An 18,591-nucleotide genomic window follows, 5' to 3' on the forward strand; every position below is an offset into this window, starting at 1 on the left:
CTTGTCTATATGGAAAAGAGAAAAGAAAAGTTAATTGATTTATTACAAGAGAATTTTGGTTATGACTGCTTTCGTTTAGAGCAGGAGAATATTATCAATTCTATTTTAGATGGAATTGATACAATGGCCATCATGCCAACAGGGGGAGGAAAGTCTCTTTGTTATCAAATTCCAGCATTATATCTTGATGGAGTTTGCCTTGTTATTTCTCCTTTGATTTCTCTCATGCAAGATCAGGTTCTTGGTCTACAGCAAAATGGAATAGAGGCTGCATTTTTAAACTCAACGCAGAGCTTTGAAGAGAAGCTTGAAATTGAAAGGAAGCTTGTTTCTAAAGAAATAAAAATTCTCTATCTCGCCCCAGAGGCCATTCACGCTGGTTTTATTCAAAACCTATTGAATAAGCTTGATGTGTCTTTAATTGCCGTTGATGAGGCTCACTGTGTGTCTCAGTGGGGGCATGAGTTTAGAGCTGATTATACGCGTTTATGTGAGCTAAGGGAGCTTTGTCCAAACGCTCCTATGGTGGCCCTGACTGCAACTGCGGACAAAAGAACAAGAAAGGATATTGCGAATCAACTTAAGTTTGATCATTACAATGAATATATAAGTTCTTTTGATCGCCCAAATATCAAGTACCTCATTGCAGAGAGAACGGATGAGCTTAAGCAACTTCATGACTTCATTCAGTCTTTTCATAAAGAAGATACGGGTATTGTTTATTGTCTTTCGCGAAAGAAAGTTGAAAAGGTTGCAGAGCAGCTTCGTGGCCTTGGCTATAATGCTATTGCGTATCATGCAGGGTTGAGTTCTGATGTGAGAACTCACCATCAAAATCTCTTTAATCAAGAAGAAAAGATTATTGTTGTTGCAACAGTTGCTTTTGGAATGGGGATAGATCGCCCAGATGTCCGCTTTGTAGCTCACCTTGATCTACCTAAGAGTGTTGAGAATTATTATCAAGAGACCGGAAGAGCTGGTCGAGATGGTAATCCCTCTAATGCTTGGATGATTTATGGTCTTGCTGATGTCGTTAAAAATTCTCGCATGATTGAAATGACTGAGGCGCATGAAACTTATAAGAAATTTGCCAGACACAAACTTGATTTTATGCTTTCACTTTGTGAGTCGACGAGCTGTCGAAGAAAGCAGCTTCTTGGCTATTTTGCAGAGAAGATAGAAGATTGTGGGAATTGCGATAACTGTCTTGATACTCCGGAGCTTTTTGATGCGACGGTTTACGCTCAAAAATTTCTTTCAACTGTCTATCATACGGGAGAGTTCTACGGAGCTGCCTATTTGATTGATATTTTACGTGGGAGTAAGAACGCCAAAGTTCTTGAGAAAGGCCACGATAGACTCTCTGTCTATGGAATTGGAAAAGAAATTTCTAAAGACACGTGGAATGTTGTCATACGCCAGTTACTTACTCAAAACTTCATCACTATTAAAAATTGGGAATATCGTAACTTCGGTCTTATGGCCAAATGTTCACCCCTTTTAAAAGGTGAGGAAAAATTCTATATTCGAAAACTAGTTAATGATCGTTTTCAAGGAGTTCGTAAGAAGCTTAAAAGTGATGGAACTTCTGCTCATGGTAGAGATGATCTCTTTGAAAAGCTTCGTTCTCTAAGAAGAGAGATCTCTCTTGAAACCAATGTTCCCCCCTATGTCATCTTTGGTGATAAGTCCTTACATGATATGTGTCTTTTTCTACCAAAATCAATGGATGACCTCCTTATGGTTTATGGAGTTGGAAAGAGTAAGCAAGAGAAGTACGGGGAAGACTTTTTAAGAGTAATTAAAGAGTATCAAGTTTAATTCTTATTTGTGATAAGGATGATTTTGAAAAATCGTTTGTGCTCGATAAAGTTGTTCGACAAGAAGTAGTCGTGCAAGTTTATGGGGATAGGTAAGTGGTGAGAGCGAGAGCTTTCCATTGGCCCTCTTTAAAACTTCTTCTCCATGCCCAGCCGCTCCACCAATCACTAAAACAATAGGCTCTTGCTTGGTTTCAATATGATTGTATAACCACTTTGAAAATTTAGGGCTATCGTAGAGATTTCCATTCTCGGCCATTAAGACAACAAAAGCATTCTTTGCAATATCGTCAATTTTTTTTAAAACGTCATTAGCTTCGAGTTGAAGGTTTTCTGAATGGGATTTAACTTCGTGGATTTTAAGTTTTGGAAGCTTGAGGCGTTTTAAATAATCGTCCTCAAGCTTCTCGATATGCTTGTCTTTTAATTTACCGACAGTGATTAAGTGAAGCTCACGCATTAAAAGAAGCCACGATCATCAGATTGATCGCTATTGCTTTGGTCTTCAGCATCAGAAGAAAAATAGTACGATTGAGGAATCTCAATACTCTTCGCTCCTGACCATAGATTATCGAGGTCATAGACACTTCTTGTCGTCTCTTGGAAGATGTGAACAATAACATCTCCAAAATCGATTAGAATCCAGTCTGTATCAGTGAAACCTTCTCTAGAAATAGTTTCATGACCTAGCTCTCTCATTTGAACAGCAATTTCATCGGCCATTGCTTTTGCAGCAGTGATGTTTGTTGCCGAACCAAGAACAAAGTAATCAGCTAGTGAGCTGGTTTTAGATACATCGAGAATTTTAAGGTTAATACCTTTGTAGTTCCCTAAGATCCATGCAGCTGACATGGCCATGTTAAGCGGGTATTCGAGACTCTCGTCTTTGAAAATTTTAGTAACTTCTTTTGTGATAAATTCTCTACTCATATTTTTTCCGTTCTCTAATTTATTCTAGAGTTTTTAGCATTAAGTTCTTCAAAATATCAATATTTCTTCCTGATGGAGACGAAATAGGCAGTACTTTTCTATCGAGCTGCTCCTCAAAGAATGTTTGAAACTTTTCGATCTCTTCTTCAGTCATTGCATCAATTTTTGTAAGACAGACTATTTCTCTTTTGTTGAGAAGGTCTGAGTTGTATTTTTCAAGCTCTTGTCTAACGATGACATATTGCTCGAATGCCTCAAATTCATCAAGACACCAAGAAACATCAACGAGATGAACAAAGGCCTTAGTTCTTTCAATGTGTTTAAGGAACTTGATACCAAGTCCTTTCCCCTCTGATGCATCTTCAATAAGACCTGGAATATCGGCGACAACAAAAGATTCTTCACCTAGAGAAACAACACCTAGATTTGGTTCAAGGGTTGTAAAAGGGTAGTCTGCAATTTTAGGTTTTGCTGCAGAAACTCTTGAAATAAGTGTCGATTTTCCTGCGTTAGGTAGACCTATGAGAGCGATATCAGCAATGAGGCGAAGCTCAAGCTCTATCTCTAAACTTGTTCCTGGTTGACCTTCTTGGGCATATCGTGGTGCTTGGTTTGTCGATGTCTTGAAGTTCATATTACCAAGACCACCTCGTCCACCTTCGGCCAAGATTATTTTTTGCTCATTTTCAGTGAGGTCAGCGAGAATTTCACCAGTGTCTTGGTTGCGAATAATAGTTCCAACAGGAACTTTTAAGATGAGGTCATCTCCATAGCGGCCATGCATTTGGCTGCCTTTCCCGTTTTCTCCGTGTCCTGCTTGGTAGATACGTCGTCCTCTAAAATTCATTAGAGTGTTGATACCTTCATCGGCCTGGAAGTAGATGTTTCCACCATCTCCACCGTCTCCACCATCTGGACCACCAAGAGGCACGTGCTTTTCTCTACGAAAGCCTACGCAGCCATCTCCGCCGCGACCAGAGCTAATTGTGATTTTTACTTCATCTATAAAGCGCATATTTTCTCAATTGTTATTATAATACAATGCAGTATATATAATAAAAAAGGGGAATCATAAAGATTCCCCTCTTATTTTGTATTCTTTTTAGTGCTTTGAATTAAGCGTCTACAACAGAAACTGTTTTCTTGTTCTTGTTGTAGTAAGCGAATTTTACAACGCCGTCTTTAAGAGCGAAAAGAGTACGGTCTTTACCTTCTCCAACACCGTTTCCAGCGTGGAATTTAGAACCTTTTTGTCTAATAAGGATGTTCCCAGCAAGAACTTTTTCTCCACCAAATCTCTTAACACCAAGCATTTTTGGGTTTGAGTCACGTCCGTTATTTGTTGAACCACCGGCTTTTTTGTGTGCCATGATATACTCCTGTAAATCTAATTAATTATTTTAAAAATTTCTTAGCGTTCTTTGAATCAGCTTCGATTTTCTGAACGTTACCGCTACCATCGTTAACTTCTGTGATTAGAAGTGAAGTATAGTGTTGACGGTGTCCATTTTTTCTTTTGTACATTCCTGGCTTTCTTTTGAAAACGATGATCTTTCTAGATCTGTCATGCTTAATTACTTTCGCAGTAACTTTAGCACCGTTAACAGTTGGGAAACCAACCGCTGGTGTTTCACCACCAACAAAAAGAACGTTTTCGAATTCAACAGTTGTACCAGCTTCGTTAGCTAGTTTTTCAACGTCAAGAACGTCTCCAGCTTGAACTTTATACTGATGTCCTGCAATTTCTACAACTCCGTACATCAAGAATCTCCTATTTTCGACAAACCCAGGGGTTCGGTCTCTATGACCAGAAGCTTTTAAGCCCCGAATTTGAGTCATTAACCATATGAACCTATGACTTTTATTAGTTTTTTGGCCTCATGTCAAGAGGGAATAGGCCCTCCAGTAGGAAAGTTATGCCATTGCTCTATAGGTATTGTTTAGTTGGTTGGATTTGTTTCATTTAAGCCGATAAGTCATTTGGGTGACTGAAAGGAGTGAATGAGGTTTATATGAAAAAAATTGAAAAAGATCAGCTAGATGATGGTGTTGTATACACGTATTTTCAGTACTTTAAAGAAAGTGATCTTCCTATTTATCTGAGGGTTGCTCTTGAGGACTTTGAGCCAGATATTCTTGGGTTTCTTCAGGAGATGAAATTCGATGAATTAAAAGAAAATGAGGTCGAAGTTGTCTTTAAGGATATTAATTCGAGGCCAAATACGCGACTACTAACAATCTCTGAGGCATCAACTCAGGTGGCCAAGCAAATTGAGATGGCCCAGGATAGCGATCGTTATGGCCATGAAAGTATCATTCCTAAAAATGGATACAGTGTTTATCGCTATAAGAATGTCGGAATGATGGTCTATTCTCTCGCATCGAGAGAGTGGCAACTTGGAGCGTTTCCCGATTTTGGCTCACCTCACTTCGAGGTTGCAAGTCGATCGATAATTAACCGCTACCTTGCTTGGTCTCTGAGTGCTGTTGGTATTCTAGGATTTTGGGCAAGCCCAGTAGAAGATGGACTCGTTGTCTTGAGACAGGGTGAAGCGAAAGGTGAAGCTGTCTTTGTTGATTTGAGAAATCGTTTTATGTACTCACTAGATGGTAAGCGAAAGATGAAAAGGCGTTTTAAGTTTTTGAAGCTCGATCGCAATCTTAAAAATAGAAATCTTCCGATGCAAACTGAAGAGCTTGCGAGCTTCTTATCAGTTCACTGTGCTTATTTCGATTATAAAGGTCTATCAACTGCTGTAAGACAAATGATTAGTGCAGTAGCGAAAGAATCCGTCGGACTTATCTATCCAGCGGAGAGTTTTGTTCCTAGAAAGGAAGCATCTAACTAATAAATCATTATATTTACACAACTAAGTGACGGGGTTAACATCGTGGTATGACATTTCCACAGATAGACCCCGTTATTTTTTCTTTAGGCCCTCTTCAAGTTCGTTGGTACGGACTGATGTACGTTATAGGATTTTTAATCGCAGGATTTCTTTTAAAGAAACTTGTGCAAAGAAATTTCTTTAAAGTTGGTGTAGAGAAAATCGACTCACTTATTACAACAATGCTCATTTGTATGTTTCTTGGAGCAAGACTCATTTATGTCTTCGTGTATAACTGGGATTATTATTCTCATAATCTAGCTGAATTACTTTCTGTATGGAAAGGTGGACTGAGTTTTCATGGGGCCATCATTGGACTTGTTGTTGGTGGTATTATTTTTGCGAGAAGAAATAATATACCTTGGTTCCAGGTCATGGACTCTGTAGCTCTTGCAGGTTGCCCAGGACTTTTCTTTGGAAGAATGGGAAATTTTATTAACGGAGAACTCTATGGACGAGTGACCGATTCACCCCTAGGAATGGTCTTTCCTAACGGTGGTCCTTATCCACGCCATCCTTCTCAACTTTATGAAGGAATTTTAGAGGGTGTCGTTTTAACTCTCATTCTCTGGCTTGTTGTAAGAAGAGTAAAAGTTTATGGAATCATCTGCGCGTTCTTTTTGATTGGATATGGATCATTCCGTTACTTTGTAGAATTCTTTCGCGAAGCAGATAAGCAACTCGGCTATTATTTCGCAGGGACGACGACCATGGGACAAATCCTATGTCTACTCATGATCATTGCTGGCGTTCTTTTAATGGGATTTGCTAGAAAGAAAAACTACAAAGTTTAATTTTAAATCTTCTTAAATAAATCGATATTCATAAATTGTTGGAGAAGGGGCTTAATGGCCTCTTCTTTTTTAGGCTTTTTCATCACGCTTAAATAAACGGGGAAGCAAGTAATCGTACAGGCTCCGTTATAGACAATCATATTTCCATTTGCATTCTTCCAGATATAAATGGCCTCGGATTCCTGCTTTTTATAGGTGTCTTGTTTTCCATATCGATTGATAAGAGACTGATGAAAGATATCGTGTAAAAAATAAGTTGGAAGTTTGGCGTAGTAGCCAATCGAAGTCTTATTTTTAAGTTGAATATAGACTGGATACTTGTAGCGAGTTTGGGCGACGTAGATTTTTATGATTTGTTCTTCACCAGATTCTTTAATGACATCAATATCTTTGTACTTCTCTTTGATCTTTTCTAAAGGCTGGCCTGGAGCGAATAATGCCAATTCATCTAGGCTGAAATTATAATTTTGTGCTTCAACTTTGGCGAAAGTCTTTACATTTAGAGTAAAAAAAAGAGAGAGCAGACAAGTCAGGGATATTAAGTCTTTCATAACAATATTTTACTCTATTACTTAGGTGAACAAAGATCGGAAAGTTATTCTAAAGACCGCTCAGAGCACTCAAGTTCTTAATATAATACTCTTTTTTGACGATAAAATTTATTGTAAAAGTAAAAAAATATTAGGCCTGTTGACTGGTTCTTATACACAATAGAGAATAAAGGGACGTTGCCTTCAGGATGAACATAAGGGTAGAGGTCATGGACGTTATATTTAAGCATACTAAAGTAGTAAAAGTTCTCGCGATTGCGGCTTTGTTTTCAGGATGTGCTACTCAATCAAATCAAAAAAGTGACAATGACGTTGCAAAATCAGTAAAACAACCAATTTCTAAGCATAAGGCCTGGACTCTCGAGGCTCAAGATTACCATGCCACTCATGATGATCCGAACTCAATTACGGGTTCAGCTTTAATTGAGAAGCCTGGTCTATACGAAGGGAAGACATATTTTCTCTACGGTGCTGAACATTTGAATTTAGAAAATTATTATTTCGATATTCCCGTTGTTTATAACCGCGCTGTTAAGAAGTGGATTAATTATTTCCTAAATAGAGGTAGAGGATTTTTTGAGCGCTATGGCGCTAGAGCTGGAAGATATGCACCAGTCTTGGGAAAAATTCTTGAAGACCATGGTCTTCCAAGAGATCTCATTTTCTTAGCGATGGCCGAGAGCGGATTCCAAAATAAGGCGAAGTCTTGGGCAAAAGCTGTTGGTCCATGGCAGTTCATGCCCTATACGGGAAGAAGATATGGACTTCATATCGATTGGTATATTGACGAAAGACGTGATCCGATTAAAGCGACGATCGCCGCTTCAAAATATTTGAAGAAGCTCTACGGAGATTTTGGTGCTTGGGAATTAGCCGCTGCTGCATATAATGCAGGAGAGGGAAAAATGTCTCGAGCAATCAGAAGATATAGAACAGAGAATTTTTGGCGTATTCGAAAGGGGAGATATCTTAAGCCTGAAACTAAGAACTACGTTCCAAAAATTATGGCCCTTGCCATTATTGGAAAAAACTTAAAGTCATTTGGATTTGAGGAAATTGAATTTCACGAGCCACTTGATTTTGAAGAAGTTAAAGTTCAAGGTGGTACAGATTTAATGATGGTCGCACAGGCCCTCGATGTCGAGTTTGAAGAAATCCAAAGATTAAACCCAGAAGTTCTTCGTTGGTTTATTCCAAACTCAATTGAATCTTACACTCTTCGAGTTCCTGTTGGTAAAAAAGTTGCGTGGAATGAGTGTTGTAGGGAAGCCAAACTTCTTGCCTCAGACTTTCAAAACTATCGCGTAAGAGGGAGTAGAACTACATTAAAAGATGTCGCTAGAAAATTTAAAATTAAAGATCCCAAAGTTCTCCTCGCCCTCAATCCTGTGGTAAAGTCTACGCGATCTCGATTAAAAAAAGGGGAGAAAATTTCTATTCCTTTTAGACAGGGTCAAAGCAAACGCGCTCCTATGTATGCTGATCTCTATGAAAAACCGAGAAAGAGTGTTGTTAGAAAAAGACGTTATAGTAAGAGAATTCATATCGCTAAGAGACGTGGAAAGAGAATTACCAATCCTAAGAAGTATTACACTGTCAGAAGTGGTGACTCTCTTTGGAGTGTCTCTAGAAAAACGGGAACAAGTCTTGATACTTTGATTGTTTCTAATCTTAATATCATTAAGCACAGAATGATTCGAGCTGGTGATAAATTAATCGTTGAATAAATAAATCTCATAAAGGCCTGACTATTCGTCAGGCTTTTTTTTGCCCAATATTCCTTAATAGAGCGCTTGCAAAGAGGTTTTCATTTGTTGTAAACTCGTGCCTTCACCTGTCTTCATCGTGGTTAAAGGAAATACAAATGGCCTATAGTGATCTTAAAAAGCTCAAGAAAGTTGACGTTAAAGAAAGCGAAGTTATTTTCGTTCGCAATCTTGTCGTTGGAAATGATGCTTTTGCTGTTAAGACATTCTTAGACCTGAAAGAAAAACTAGGTGAAGAAGTGAAGCTTTTAACAAATACAGAGCTAACGAAAGAGCACTTAAGAATTAAAGGGCCAAGTTCAATTAGAGGGCTATCTAATATTAACTATATTAAAGATAACTTCTCTGAATATGTTTTAAGTGAAGCAAGTGATATGCCTGTATTTTTTAAAGACTTAAAGCTTAAAGATTTTGGTGGTCGTTCAAAGTCTGAAACTCTGCTGTGGGATGAAGAGTACTACAGTACACCTGCACTTCATTTTGATTATGATAAGTACTTTTCTTTTTTAAGAGATGAAGAACTTATAAAGAAGATCAACGAAGAGTCTTTCAATAATCTTATTACTCATACAAAGCAAATTGAGCCAGAAGATCTCGTTGAAAATGCTCACCACGAAGTAGAGTGTGCAAATGGTACTATTTATCGCGTAGAAAATCTTTATTGGGCCATGGGACCAGAGTTCTATAAAGAGTGTTATAAGAACATGAATCAGCTTTCTGATTCATTCATTGAATTTTGCGAATCAACGGCTACACCGTGCTCTTTGTTCATTAAACTTGTTTTTGATAAACCTATTACTGATCTTGAAAAAACACTTTTTATTCCATTGAGTTATACGCATGATTGGGGCCATTTCATAGGTGATTTTCAAGAAGAAGAGGGTTCCCAAGTCGTAGAATTTCTCCACTTTGTAGATAAAAATAGTACTTCAGAAGAAGATTTAAGTAGAAAAATAAGAAATTTGAAAAAAAATTTAGAAAAAATTTTCGCAACATCTAAAGATGTTTCATTTAAAGAATTCATAACTCTCACTGAAAATACGATGAGTCTAAAAATTGACGATTCGATTTATGCTCAAACTAAGGGTGAGAATAAGAACCTAACTTTCATTAGCTTTAATGCACCTCTTGAAGTTTCTCTTAAAGAAGATGGTAGCATCGCAGATTCCTGTGAGTTTTTAACGCATTTTGCCAGAGCGCTTAAAGGGCAAGAGGAATTAGCGAAAATTCTCAGCTAAATTCGCTCCATTCATGTGATTTTAAAGTATTGACAAACATCCAAAAGGCCTCGAAACTTTTATTAATAAATAAATTAGTATTTCGTACTGCTATTAATAAAAGGATTACAACTAGGGATGTAATCGATTAATCAAGGAGAAGATTGATGAAAAAGCACGTACTTCTTGCAACTGGACTTGCTGTACTTTCAACAAGTGCATTCGCAACAAAATCAAGAATGGCCGCTCTTGGGCAAAACACTGACAGAGGGTCTTTCTACATCGAAGACACAAGAAACGTTTTCAGAAACGCTTCTGCTCTTAACAACACTAAAAACTACCTAGTTACTGAGTGGGGAGATTCAAATGCTTCTGAAACAGTTGAAGGTGGATTCTTTAGAGAAATGGGATCATTTGCTTACGGTCTTTACCTAGGTGATGAAGCTAACGGAACTTTTGACAGATCAAACTCAAACTTCCTTAAGCAAGATAACAACCTTGACCTTATGTTCGCTGGTGACATGGGTGTTAAATGGGGTGCAAGACTTCACTATACTTCTTCTGAAGATGAGTCTGGAGCTTTCAAGAAAGAAAATGACGGTCTAGGACTTGGTCTTGGTATCGAAATGGGAGCTATCGAAGTATATGCTAACCTAGATCTTAAAGATGAGTCTAAAGGTGCTGCAACAGCTGACGATAAATTCGAAGGTGACGGTATGGTACTTGGTGCATCATACAACATGGGTGCAATGACTTTCTTTGCTGATTACGAAACAAACACAAAAGAAGAAACTGTTTCAGGAACAAAAACTGAAACTGATTACACTGCAATGACTGTTGGTGTTGGTCACATTCACGAAGTTACTTCTACTGCAAGAGTTTTCACTGACATCGCTTATGCAACTACTGAAACAGAAGTTAAAGGTGGAACTAAGACTGAAACAACAGCTCTTCCACTTACAGTAGGTTTCGAGTCTGACGCAACTTCTTGGCTAACTCTTAGAGGTTCTGTTAAGCAAAACGTTATCATCAACGAAACTAAAACTGATGGTAAGAAGAAATCAACTAACAACACTACTGATGTAGCTGCTGGTGCAACTCTTAACTTTGGTAAGCTAAAAGTTGACGGTGTTATCGGAACTGACGGTTCAGGTAACGAAAATGGTAACCTAAGAACTGATGCTCTTATGTCAAAAGTAGCAGTTCACTACTGGTTCTAATTATTTGATTAAATGGGCCTCCTTTGCTTGTTAGAGTAGAGGAGGCCTTTTTTTTGGGTGCTTCCTGACCCAACGTTCATGGAGGAAAGATCATGAAAAAAATTATTTCTACACTTGCCCTTGCAGCAGTTCTTGCACCTTCTGCAAACGCAACAGTAGCTAGAATCAAAGCTCTTGGTAACAACGAAATCGATAGCGAAGGTTCTTACTACATTCAAGATAACAGAAACATCTTTCTTAACGTTGCTAATATTCACGATTACGCTAACAGCGTAATTCTTGAGTTTGGTAAAAACGGAAAGGTTCTTACTGGTGACTCTTCATCAAATACAACTGTTGATGCAGATACTAATCCAAAAGCTCAAGGTGGTTTTCTTAAGAAGCACGGTAACTTTGTTTACGGTGTTTACGTTGGAAATGAGTCGAAGACTTCAACTCTTTTAAGAGTTCTTTCTACTTCTCAAGCCGCTGTAGTTGCTGGTGCATCTACAAACAGTAGTTCTTCTGCTGGTCACCTTCTAAATACTTCAGATAACCAAGTAGACCTATTCTTTGGATGGGAAGCTGCTGGTCTAAAGTGGGGATCAAACTTCCTTTACACAAAGTCTGAAGATAAAGAAAGCGCACAAAAAGAAGAAGATAAGGCCATGGCAGCTCGTTTTGGTGTTAAAGCTAAAAACTGGGATGCTCACCTAAACCTATCTCTTGCTTCTTCTGCAAAAGAAACAGTTACATTTACAGGTTCTCTAGCTGGACTTGGTTCTTTCGAGCACGAGTTTGATGGAAAACTAGGTGTACATGTTGGTGGTGCTTACCACATGGGACAAAATACTTTCTGGGCCTACTACAAAACTTTTAAGTGGGATCAAAAAGATGGTTTCAACTACACAACTGGTGGAACAACTCTAGATGCAGCTTCTTCTGGATCTTCAGCTAGAGGTAAGCAAGGAACTTCTGAAGGTAGCTTCAATACAATTCAAGTTGGTTGGGGTAATACTATGACTAACGGTGATGGTACTCTTTACACTAGTGTATATTTCGAAAAGAAAGACATCGAAATTAAACTAGCAAAGACTGCTGAAGTTGGTCTTACTTATGTTCCAGTTGTTCTTGGATACGAGTCAAAGGCTACTGACTGGTTAACTCTTAGAGGTTCAATCATTCACAACCTTTACGGTAAAAAAGACAACAAGAACTATGATTCAATTAACGCTGTTGTAGCTCAACTTGCTGCTGCTGAATTTGGATCACAAGGTAAGGGATCAATCACTAACTCTACAGATGTAAGAGCTGGTGCAAGTCTTAACTTTGGTAACCTTGATATTGATGGTCTAATTGGTGCAACAAACAATGGATCTACAATTTCTGAAAATGGGAACCTAAGACTTGATCAACTTCTTTACAGAGTTGGTATGACTTACAAGTTCTAATTCTAGAATAAATTGTCAGATAAAAGACCCGGGCTTCGTCCCGGGTTTTTTTGTGTTAGATTTTCCCGTATTCACTTTTTAAATACTAACAAATAAGAGAGAATTGAAGAACAATAGGCTGAAGGGAGTTATGAATGCAGCAACAAATTATTGTGACAGATTTAGATTTTGAACGCTTAGAAGGCCTTATTGAAAATTATCATGGCTATGAAAAGATTGAACAAGAGCTAAAGAATGCCTGTGTTGTTGCTAAAGAAGAAGTTCCTAAGGATGTCGTAACCATGAATTCTGAAATTGAATTTATGGATCAAATGACTAATTCAAAGCTAGAGGCAACTCTAGTCTATCCAACCGATGTAACAAAGAAGAGAAAGGGACTTTCTGTTTCAGATTCTCTTGGTTCAAAAATTCTCGGCCGTCGCGAGGGAGATAATATAGAGTGGGTAAGTGAGAATGGGATCACTAAATTCATTACTATTTTAAAAGTCGTCTATCAACCAGAGGCCAATGGGGACTGGGATTTATAATTTCAGATTGATTTGTCTTAAAGCTTCGTATGCAGCAGTTGTTGCAACATTAGAAAGATTCAATGAACGTACATGCTCACTAAACATTGGAAGTGAAAACATTCTCTGTGGGTATTTATCAAAGATATGCTGGGGAAGACCTTTTGTCTCTGATCCAAAGATCAAATAGCCATTGATTTTGTAGTCGGCTTGAAAGTAATTCTGCTCTGGATTTTTTGAAAAGAAATAGAGTTGATCATTTTCAGGCTTTTCATTTTCTAGAAAATCATCCCAATTCTCATATTCGGCGATATCAACATGTTTCCAATAGTCGAGTCCAGCTCTTCTGACTGCTTTTTCTGAGAGGTCAAAACCATAGGGTTTAATTAAGACAAGGCGAAGACCAAGGGCCACACACGTTCTCCCGATGCTTCCAGTGTTACCTGGAATCTCGGGAGCGTAGAGTACGATATTAAAACGTGTGGGCTTGATCTTCACTCTTATCTCTTTTTAATTATGAGTTCTTAAGGAAATCAACAAGTGATCTAATCACAAGTCCAGAAGCCCCTTTAGAAGGACAGTATGGAAGATGAGATTGTGAATCACCAACACCTGCGATATCTAGGTGGGCCCAAGCAACATCATTCTTAATGAACTCACTAAGGAATGCCGCAGCTTTCGCTGTTCCACCAAATCTTGAACCACCAATGTTTTTAAGATCAGCGATATTTGATTTCATATCTTTGTGCCACTCAGGAATCACTGGAAGTTGCCACATGTACTCATCAGCATTTTTAGCTGACTTTAGAAGCTTGTCCTGAAGTTTTTGATCGTTACCCATAAGTCCACAAACTTCTGTTCCTAGAGCAATTAGACATGCTCCAGTAAGAGTTGCAGAGTCAATAAGTGCGTCTGGCTTTAGATCACAGGCATAGTCTAGACAGTCGGCCATAACTAGACGACCTTCGGCATCAGTGTTGAGGATTTCAACAGTTTTACCATTTCTAGCTTTTACGATTGCATCTGGCATTGTTGCATGAGAGTTAACTGCGTTATCTGTCATACCTAGGATACATGTCATTTTAACATTAAGACCCATTTCTGCAGCAGCTTTGAAAGCAGCATAAACAGTTGCAGATCCGGCCATGTCAAATTTCATGTTTACCATAGAACCACCTGGCTTAAGTGAGTATCCACCAGTATCAAAAACGAGACCTTTACCAACAAATGCAATGTGCTTTGTGTTCTTAGTTACTTTCTTTGGAGTGTAAGTTAGGTGAACAAGTTGAGCTTCATAAGCAGAACCAGCATTAACTGAAAGGAAAAGGTTCATCTTTTCTTTTTTCAGTTCTTTGTTTCCAAGAATTTTACACTTAACACCTTTAATACTCTCAACGTCTTTCTTGATACGCTTAGCATATTCAGTTGAACGAAGAACGTTTGGTGGTTCGTTTACTAGGTCTCTTGCAAAGTTAATTGCTGAAGTCACTGTTGTTGCTTCATCAATGGCCGCTTGAAATTTCTTTTTAGAAGTACCTTTTTCTGCAGAATCAAATGTAACTGTTTTAAGAGTTGGATTTGATTTCTTTGCTAGGTAAGTATCAAAAGAGTAAGCAGTCATAAGAAGAGATTCAACGATTGCTTTAAGTGAATCTTCCTTGCTTCCTTTTACAAAACCATCAAAAGCAACAGAAACGTCAGCATACTTAGAACTTACCGCCTTATAGAAGTTTGCAAATTCTTTTCTGATCTTTTCAAGGTCAAGAGCTTTCTTATCTCCAAGTCCTAGAACGCATACTTCCGTTCCATCTTGTAGAGCAAAGAAATATCTTTCTCCAAGTGAAGCCTTATAGTTCTTAGAAGACTTAATAGCTAGAAAAGCTTCTTTAAGTTCTTTTGACCAGTGAGTGTTAACAACTTCAGTTGTTTCTTTCTTTTTACCTTTTGCTTCAACTGTTTTTTGGAAAGCTGAAACAACGATTAGATCTTTTCCTGAAAAATCTTTCGTATTGAGATTTAGTTTAATGTCCATGAAGAATCTCCTTGGATGTTGAACATAAAATATATCTAAAGCATGTGCTTTATTGTTAATTAAGCTCGGGCGGTATAAACTAGCATAGCTCGATTCAAAATGCCATTTTGGGATGTGACGAACTATGTTAAAAATTACTGAGCGCTATTTAGCTGCTACATTCATTCCACCGTTTCTTTTTAGTACGTTCTTTTTCGTTACTTTCCTCTTAACGTCACAGTTATTTCGAATAACTCGTATTGTCACTAAAAAGGGCGTACCATTTTGGACCATCTTTGAATTAATTGGTCACATTGGTATCTCGTTTCTTCCTATGGCGGTTCCTCTATCGGCACTTTTCGCAACAATCTATACACTAAATAAAATGAGTGAAGATTCTGAGATTGTGGCCATGAGGGCCTTTGGGGTTAATAAATTTAAGCTATTTAGACCATTTCTCATCGTTGGAATCTTTATTTCACTAGGGATCTTCTCGCTCAATAGAAGTATTATTCCTTATTCAAAAACTCAGTATAAAAATACATTAATTCGTCTAACTTCAAAGGGCGTACTTGTCGACATTAGGCCAGAGCAGTTCTTTACAGATATTCCTGGCGTCACTCTATTTGCTGAAAGAGTCGAAGATGACGGAAATGTCCTTCATAATGTTTTCATTAAATTTAAGGCGAGTGGAAAAGTTGAAGAACAGGTTGTGATTGCTAAAAAAGGAATCATGATTAAGCACAAAATTGGACAGTGGGGTGTTCCTACACTGAGGCTAAGACTTTTGGATGGAAATATCTATAAAACGGGAAAGAATAACAGCAAAGAAAAAGTTATTTTTGAGCAATATGAATTTCCGATTATCGAAGGTCGCGCAATCAGTAACTTTGTTACTAAAGATAGCATGAGAACCAATGGAGAGCTTTTAAAAGAAGTGGAAAAGTATAAGGCACTTCGCGATAGTGCTAAAAATGAGACTGATAAAAAAGATGCCCACATAAAATTAGAAAAAACAAAACTAGAGTATTGGTCGAGATTTAATACTCCTATTCAGTGCCTGATTTTTGTTTTTCTTGGCTTTTGTCTTGGAATCAAGCAGGGAAGGGGAAGAGGTAAGAATACTTCAGCCGTTGCCTTAGGAATTCTTCTTGTCTATTACGCTCTCTTCTTTACGGGTGTAAGCTTTTCTAAACGAGGTCAATTAGCACCATTTATTACGGTATTCGTACCAAGTTTGATGGCCTTTCTTCTAGCTAGTTATTATTATCGAAAATTAGATTGGGCGAGTTAGTTCTCGCCCTGTTCTAAGTCACTTGATGGTGAGACTTCACCAGTTTTCTTATTAAAAATAAAGAGTGGGATTTTAAATTTAGAAACACTTTCTTCAGGGAAAACGAGACTTTTAACACCTGAACTCGATTTAATGTCGAGCAATTGGTTATTTAAGAAAATCTTAGTCACATGAACGTTACCAAAGAAGATTCTTATTTCATCACCACGAATGAGAAGTTGTCTCCCTTCCTTTAAGATGAACTTCTTAATAGGCTCATCATCAGCTTTATAAGTAATCCACGAGTCACCTTTAAATGCATTGATAAAAAGGTTCTGCTTTCCTTCAACAACTGATTGCTTATATTTTTCAGGTAGTAATTCTTGAAGTTCCTCATCAGTTGGTGAGGCGAAAGTATAAAGTGGAGTAGGGAGAGGTCTAAGAGTAATTTGCTCTTCTTCCTTCTCTTTCTTCTCTACTTTCTCTTCTTCAACTGGCTCAGGTGTCTTTGTTTCAACAGCGACTTCTTGAACCTCTTTTGTTACCTCAGGCTCTTTAGTGTCAGTTTCTTCTTGAGTTTCTTCTTGAACTAGCTCCTGAGTTCCTGCTTGGACAGTTTCTTCTTCAGCTGTCGCAGGAGTCGATTCCTCTACAATTTCTTGAATTTCATCTTTTACTTCTTGAATCTGTTGAGTGTCACTAGAAACTTGATTCGTTTCGTTTTCATCGGATGCTTTGAAAAAGAGGAAAGCGACAAGAGTTGCCAAAACAATGGCTCCACCAAGTTTATAAATGGCTCCGGTATTCTTATTAGGCGCATTGTAACTCGTTTCAGGAACTCTCGAGTCATCTTTTGAAGAAAGATCGACATTCATATCGATATTTTCGATTTTTGATGTTGGAGTTGAAACTTCTTTTTCAATATGGCCTTGACTTTGACAAAGAATATCAACAGCTTCTTTTTCATCTAGATTAAGAATCTTGGCATAATTTCTAACAAAGCCTTTGAGGTAGGCGATATTAGGAAGTTTGTCGAATTCATTTCTTTCTAAGTGTTCAAGGTTTGTAACATTAATTTTTGTATGCTGAGCAACGACCTTTATAGAGTAGCCCTTTGCTTCTCTATGAGTTCGAAGATATTCTCCAATTGTAGGAAGATCACTACTTTGATTTTCGTCGAGGTTATTTGTCTCGACTTCTTCAATCGACTCATCTGGAGAAATAACAGGACCTTGAACTTCATTGTTCACTTCTGTTTGTGTTTTAATGTTTCCCTCATTTTTTTTCTTTGTCATTTCATTTAAAACTTTGGTGATTCTATGTTCACATCATTATTTTGATTATTTGCTTTATAGTATTGTCTTCTAATTTTAGATCTTTGTTGATGGGTGAACATTTCTTCCTCTTTAATCAACGATATTTCACGTTTGGCCAAGCTTACATACTTAGACTCTGGAAAATTTTCCTGAATTTCGAGGAATTTCTTTAATGCGTGATCAGTCATATGAAGGTTTTTCAATGTCAGCGCCCATTGGTAATGTGGCTCTGGATTATTTGTACATGTACCTTTTGATGCATCTTTAAAGGAGTTTAGCGCCTTGTGATACTTGAATGTACTCTTGTAGACTAGGCCGAGTTGGTAATTGGCCGCACAATAATCTTTTTTAAGGTCAGTTGCTTTTGTTAGAAAGGTAACTGCTTTTTGTTTTTCATTTTGCTTAAGAAAAATTAAGCCTAAATTATAGTGAGTTCTATACTGGTGAGGGTAAGTCAGATCTTCTAAAATCAATTCATATTGTTGCTTAGCTTTTGAAAGTTGCCCCATCTCGAAATAAATTGAAGCAAGATTATTTCTTGCATCAGAGTTTTTTGGATCAAGTTCAAGTGATTTCTCCAAATGCTTAAGTGCGAGATCATTTCTTTTTTTGAAGTAGTAGGCCATTCCCAAGTTATTAAAAGTCCTTGAACTACTTGGATCAAGTTTAGCCGCTTGTTTTAAGTAATTAAGAGCATCTGTATAGTCTTTAGAGATAAGCTTTTGAGTTCCATGAGCATAGTAGATATCAGCTTTTTTCTCATTACTCGATTGTACTTTCTTAGATGCACAAGAAGTAAGAGTTGATATCGAAAGAATAATTAAAATACTTTTTAACAACGACATTGAAAAACCCCTGATTAAACTTAG

The 18,591-nt window shown here is 37.7% G+C and carries 19 protein-coding genes; 9 read left to right on the plus strand and 10 right to left on the minus strand.

Translation table 11 applies throughout. The features are described 5' to 3' along the window. Nucleotides 1–9: 9 nt before the first annotated feature. Complete coding sequence (recQ, locus tag HBN50_RS05775; RefSeq protein WP_273868590.1) at nucleotides 10–1,821, plus strand: DNA helicase RecQ; 1,812 nt, start codon at nucleotides 10–12, stop codon at nucleotides 1,819–1,821. 3 nt (nucleotides 1,822–1,824) lie between these two features. Here recQ and HBN50_RS05780 read toward each other — a convergent pair whose 3' ends face one another. From HBN50_RS05780 to rplU, 5 genes are all read right to left on the minus strand, one after another. After that, a complete protein-coding gene (locus HBN50_RS05780) occupies nucleotides 1,825–2,280 on the minus strand; it encodes a 23S rRNA (pseudouridine(1915)-N(3))-methyltransferase RlmH (protein ID WP_273868591.1) in 456 nt (151 codons plus the stop codon). Beyond that, nucleotides 2,280–2,750, minus strand: a complete 471-nt coding sequence (gene rsfS, locus HBN50_RS05785) for a ribosome silencing factor (protein ID WP_273868592.1) — start codon at nucleotides 2,748–2,750, stop codon at nucleotides 2,280–2,282. The genes HBN50_RS05780 and rsfS overlap by 1 nt, the downstream gene beginning before the upstream one ends. A gap of 19 nt (nucleotides 2,751–2,769) precedes the next feature. Then, nucleotides 2,770–3,765, minus strand: a complete 996-nt coding sequence (gene obgE, locus HBN50_RS05790; protein WP_273868593.1) for a GTPase ObgE — start codon at nucleotides 3,763–3,765, stop codon at nucleotides 2,770–2,772. 100 nt (nucleotides 3,766–3,865) lie between these two features. Continuing rightward, the gene (rpmA, locus tag HBN50_RS05795) at nucleotides 3,866–4,120 is read right to left on the minus strand and encodes a 50S ribosomal protein L27 (protein ID WP_273868594.1); all 255 of its coding nucleotides are present in this window, start codon (nucleotides 4,118–4,120) and stop codon (nucleotides 3,866–3,868) included. A 25-nt stretch (nucleotides 4,121–4,145) separates the two neighbouring features. Continuing rightward, nucleotides 4,146–4,511 carry a 50S ribosomal protein L21 gene (gene rplU, locus HBN50_RS05800; RefSeq protein WP_337961799.1) on the minus strand — a complete coding sequence of 122 codons (366 nt, stop codon included), beginning with the start codon at nucleotides 4,509–4,511 and terminating at the stop codon, nucleotides 4,146–4,148. Between the two features lie 251 nt (nucleotides 4,512–4,762). Here rplU and HBN50_RS05805 point away from each other — a divergent pair, with 251 nt between their 5' ends. Together HBN50_RS05805 and lgt are read left to right on the plus strand one after the other, a co-directional pair. Then, complete coding sequence (locus HBN50_RS05805) at nucleotides 4,763–5,599, plus strand: hypothetical protein (RefSeq protein WP_273868595.1); 837 nt, start codon at nucleotides 4,763–4,765, stop codon at nucleotides 5,597–5,599. A gap of 47 nt (nucleotides 5,600–5,646) precedes the next feature. Beyond that, complete coding sequence (lgt, locus tag HBN50_RS05810) at nucleotides 5,647–6,432, plus strand: prolipoprotein diacylglyceryl transferase (RefSeq protein ID WP_273868596.1); 786 nt, start codon at nucleotides 5,647–5,649, stop codon at nucleotides 6,430–6,432. 2 nt (nucleotides 6,433–6,434) lie between these two features. Here the strand turns inward: lgt and HBN50_RS05815 are convergent, their stop codons facing one another. Then, complete coding sequence (locus tag HBN50_RS05815) at nucleotides 6,435–6,983, minus strand: hypothetical protein (protein ID WP_273868598.1); 549 nt, start codon at nucleotides 6,981–6,983, stop codon at nucleotides 6,435–6,437. Between the two features lie 209 nt (nucleotides 6,984–7,192). On the opposite strand from HBN50_RS05815, the gene HBN50_RS05820 reads away from it, so the two are divergent. The 5 genes from HBN50_RS05820 (at nucleotide 7,193) to rnk (ending at nucleotide 13,143) form a co-directional block, all read left to right on the plus strand. Beyond that, complete coding sequence (locus HBN50_RS05820) at nucleotides 7,193–8,710, plus strand: lytic transglycosylase domain-containing protein (RefSeq protein WP_273868599.1); 1,518 nt, start codon at nucleotides 7,193–7,195, stop codon at nucleotides 8,708–8,710. Between the two features lie 137 nt (nucleotides 8,711–8,847). After that, nucleotides 8,848–9,987 carry a hypothetical protein gene (locus HBN50_RS05825; RefSeq protein ID WP_273868600.1) on the plus strand — a complete coding sequence of 380 codons (1,140 nt, stop codon included), beginning with the start codon at nucleotides 8,848–8,850 and terminating at the stop codon, nucleotides 9,985–9,987. Nucleotides 9,988–10,133: 146 nt separating this feature from the next. After that, complete coding sequence (locus HBN50_RS05830) at nucleotides 10,134–11,186, plus strand: hypothetical protein (protein ID WP_273868601.1); 1,053 nt, start codon at nucleotides 10,134–10,136, stop codon at nucleotides 11,184–11,186. A 92-nt stretch (nucleotides 11,187–11,278) separates the two neighbouring features. Continuing rightward, a complete protein-coding gene (locus tag HBN50_RS05835; protein WP_273868602.1) occupies nucleotides 11,279–12,616 on the plus strand; it encodes a hypothetical protein in 1,338 nt (445 codons plus the stop codon). Nucleotides 12,617–12,750: 134 nt separating this feature from the next. Continuing rightward, complete coding sequence (rnk, locus tag HBN50_RS05840) at nucleotides 12,751–13,143, plus strand: nucleoside diphosphate kinase regulator (RefSeq protein ID WP_273868603.1); 393 nt, start codon at nucleotides 12,751–12,753, stop codon at nucleotides 13,141–13,143. Here rnk and HBN50_RS05845 read toward each other — a convergent pair. Further along, entirely contained in the window at nucleotides 13,138–13,620 is a 483-nt protein-coding gene (locus HBN50_RS05845) for a tRNA (cytidine(34)-2'-O)-methyltransferase (protein ID WP_273868604.1), read from the minus strand. The two genes, rnk and HBN50_RS05845, sit on opposite strands and share 6 nt — an antisense overlap. A 16-nt stretch (nucleotides 13,621–13,636) precedes the next feature. Then, nucleotides 13,637–15,154: a leucyl aminopeptidase gene (locus HBN50_RS05850; RefSeq protein ID WP_273868605.1), complete on the minus strand. Its 1,518-nt coding sequence runs from the start codon at nucleotides 15,152–15,154 to the stop codon at nucleotides 13,637–13,639. A gap of 124 nt (nucleotides 15,155–15,278) precedes the next feature. On the opposite strand from HBN50_RS05850, the gene HBN50_RS05855 reads away from it, so the two are divergent. Continuing rightward, a complete protein-coding gene (locus HBN50_RS05855) occupies nucleotides 15,279–16,427 on the plus strand; it encodes an LptF/LptG family permease (RefSeq protein WP_273868606.1) in 1,149 nt (382 codons plus the stop codon). On the opposite strand, the gene HBN50_RS05860 is transcribed toward HBN50_RS05855, so the two are convergent. Both HBN50_RS05860 and HBN50_RS05865 read right to left on the minus strand, forming a co-directional pair. Beyond that, on the minus strand, nucleotides 16,424–17,701 hold the full coding sequence (locus HBN50_RS05860; RefSeq protein WP_273868607.1) for a helix-turn-helix domain-containing protein: 1,278 nt from the start codon (nucleotides 17,699–17,701) through the stop codon (nucleotides 16,424–16,426). The genes HBN50_RS05855 and HBN50_RS05860 overlap by 4 nt on opposite strands. A gap of 5 nt (nucleotides 17,702–17,706) precedes the next feature. Then, nucleotides 17,707–18,567 carry a tetratricopeptide repeat protein gene (locus HBN50_RS05865; RefSeq protein ID WP_273868608.1) on the minus strand — a complete coding sequence of 287 codons (861 nt, stop codon included), beginning with the start codon at nucleotides 18,565–18,567 and terminating at the stop codon, nucleotides 17,707–17,709. Nucleotides 18,568–18,591: the final 24 nt, after the last annotated feature.

Origin of the sequence: Halobacteriovorax sp. GB3 (genome assembly GCF_028649655.1) — a bacterium.
Taxonomy (GTDB): domain Bacteria; phylum Bdellovibrionota; class Bacteriovoracia; order Bacteriovoracales; family Bacteriovoracaceae; genus BSW11-IV.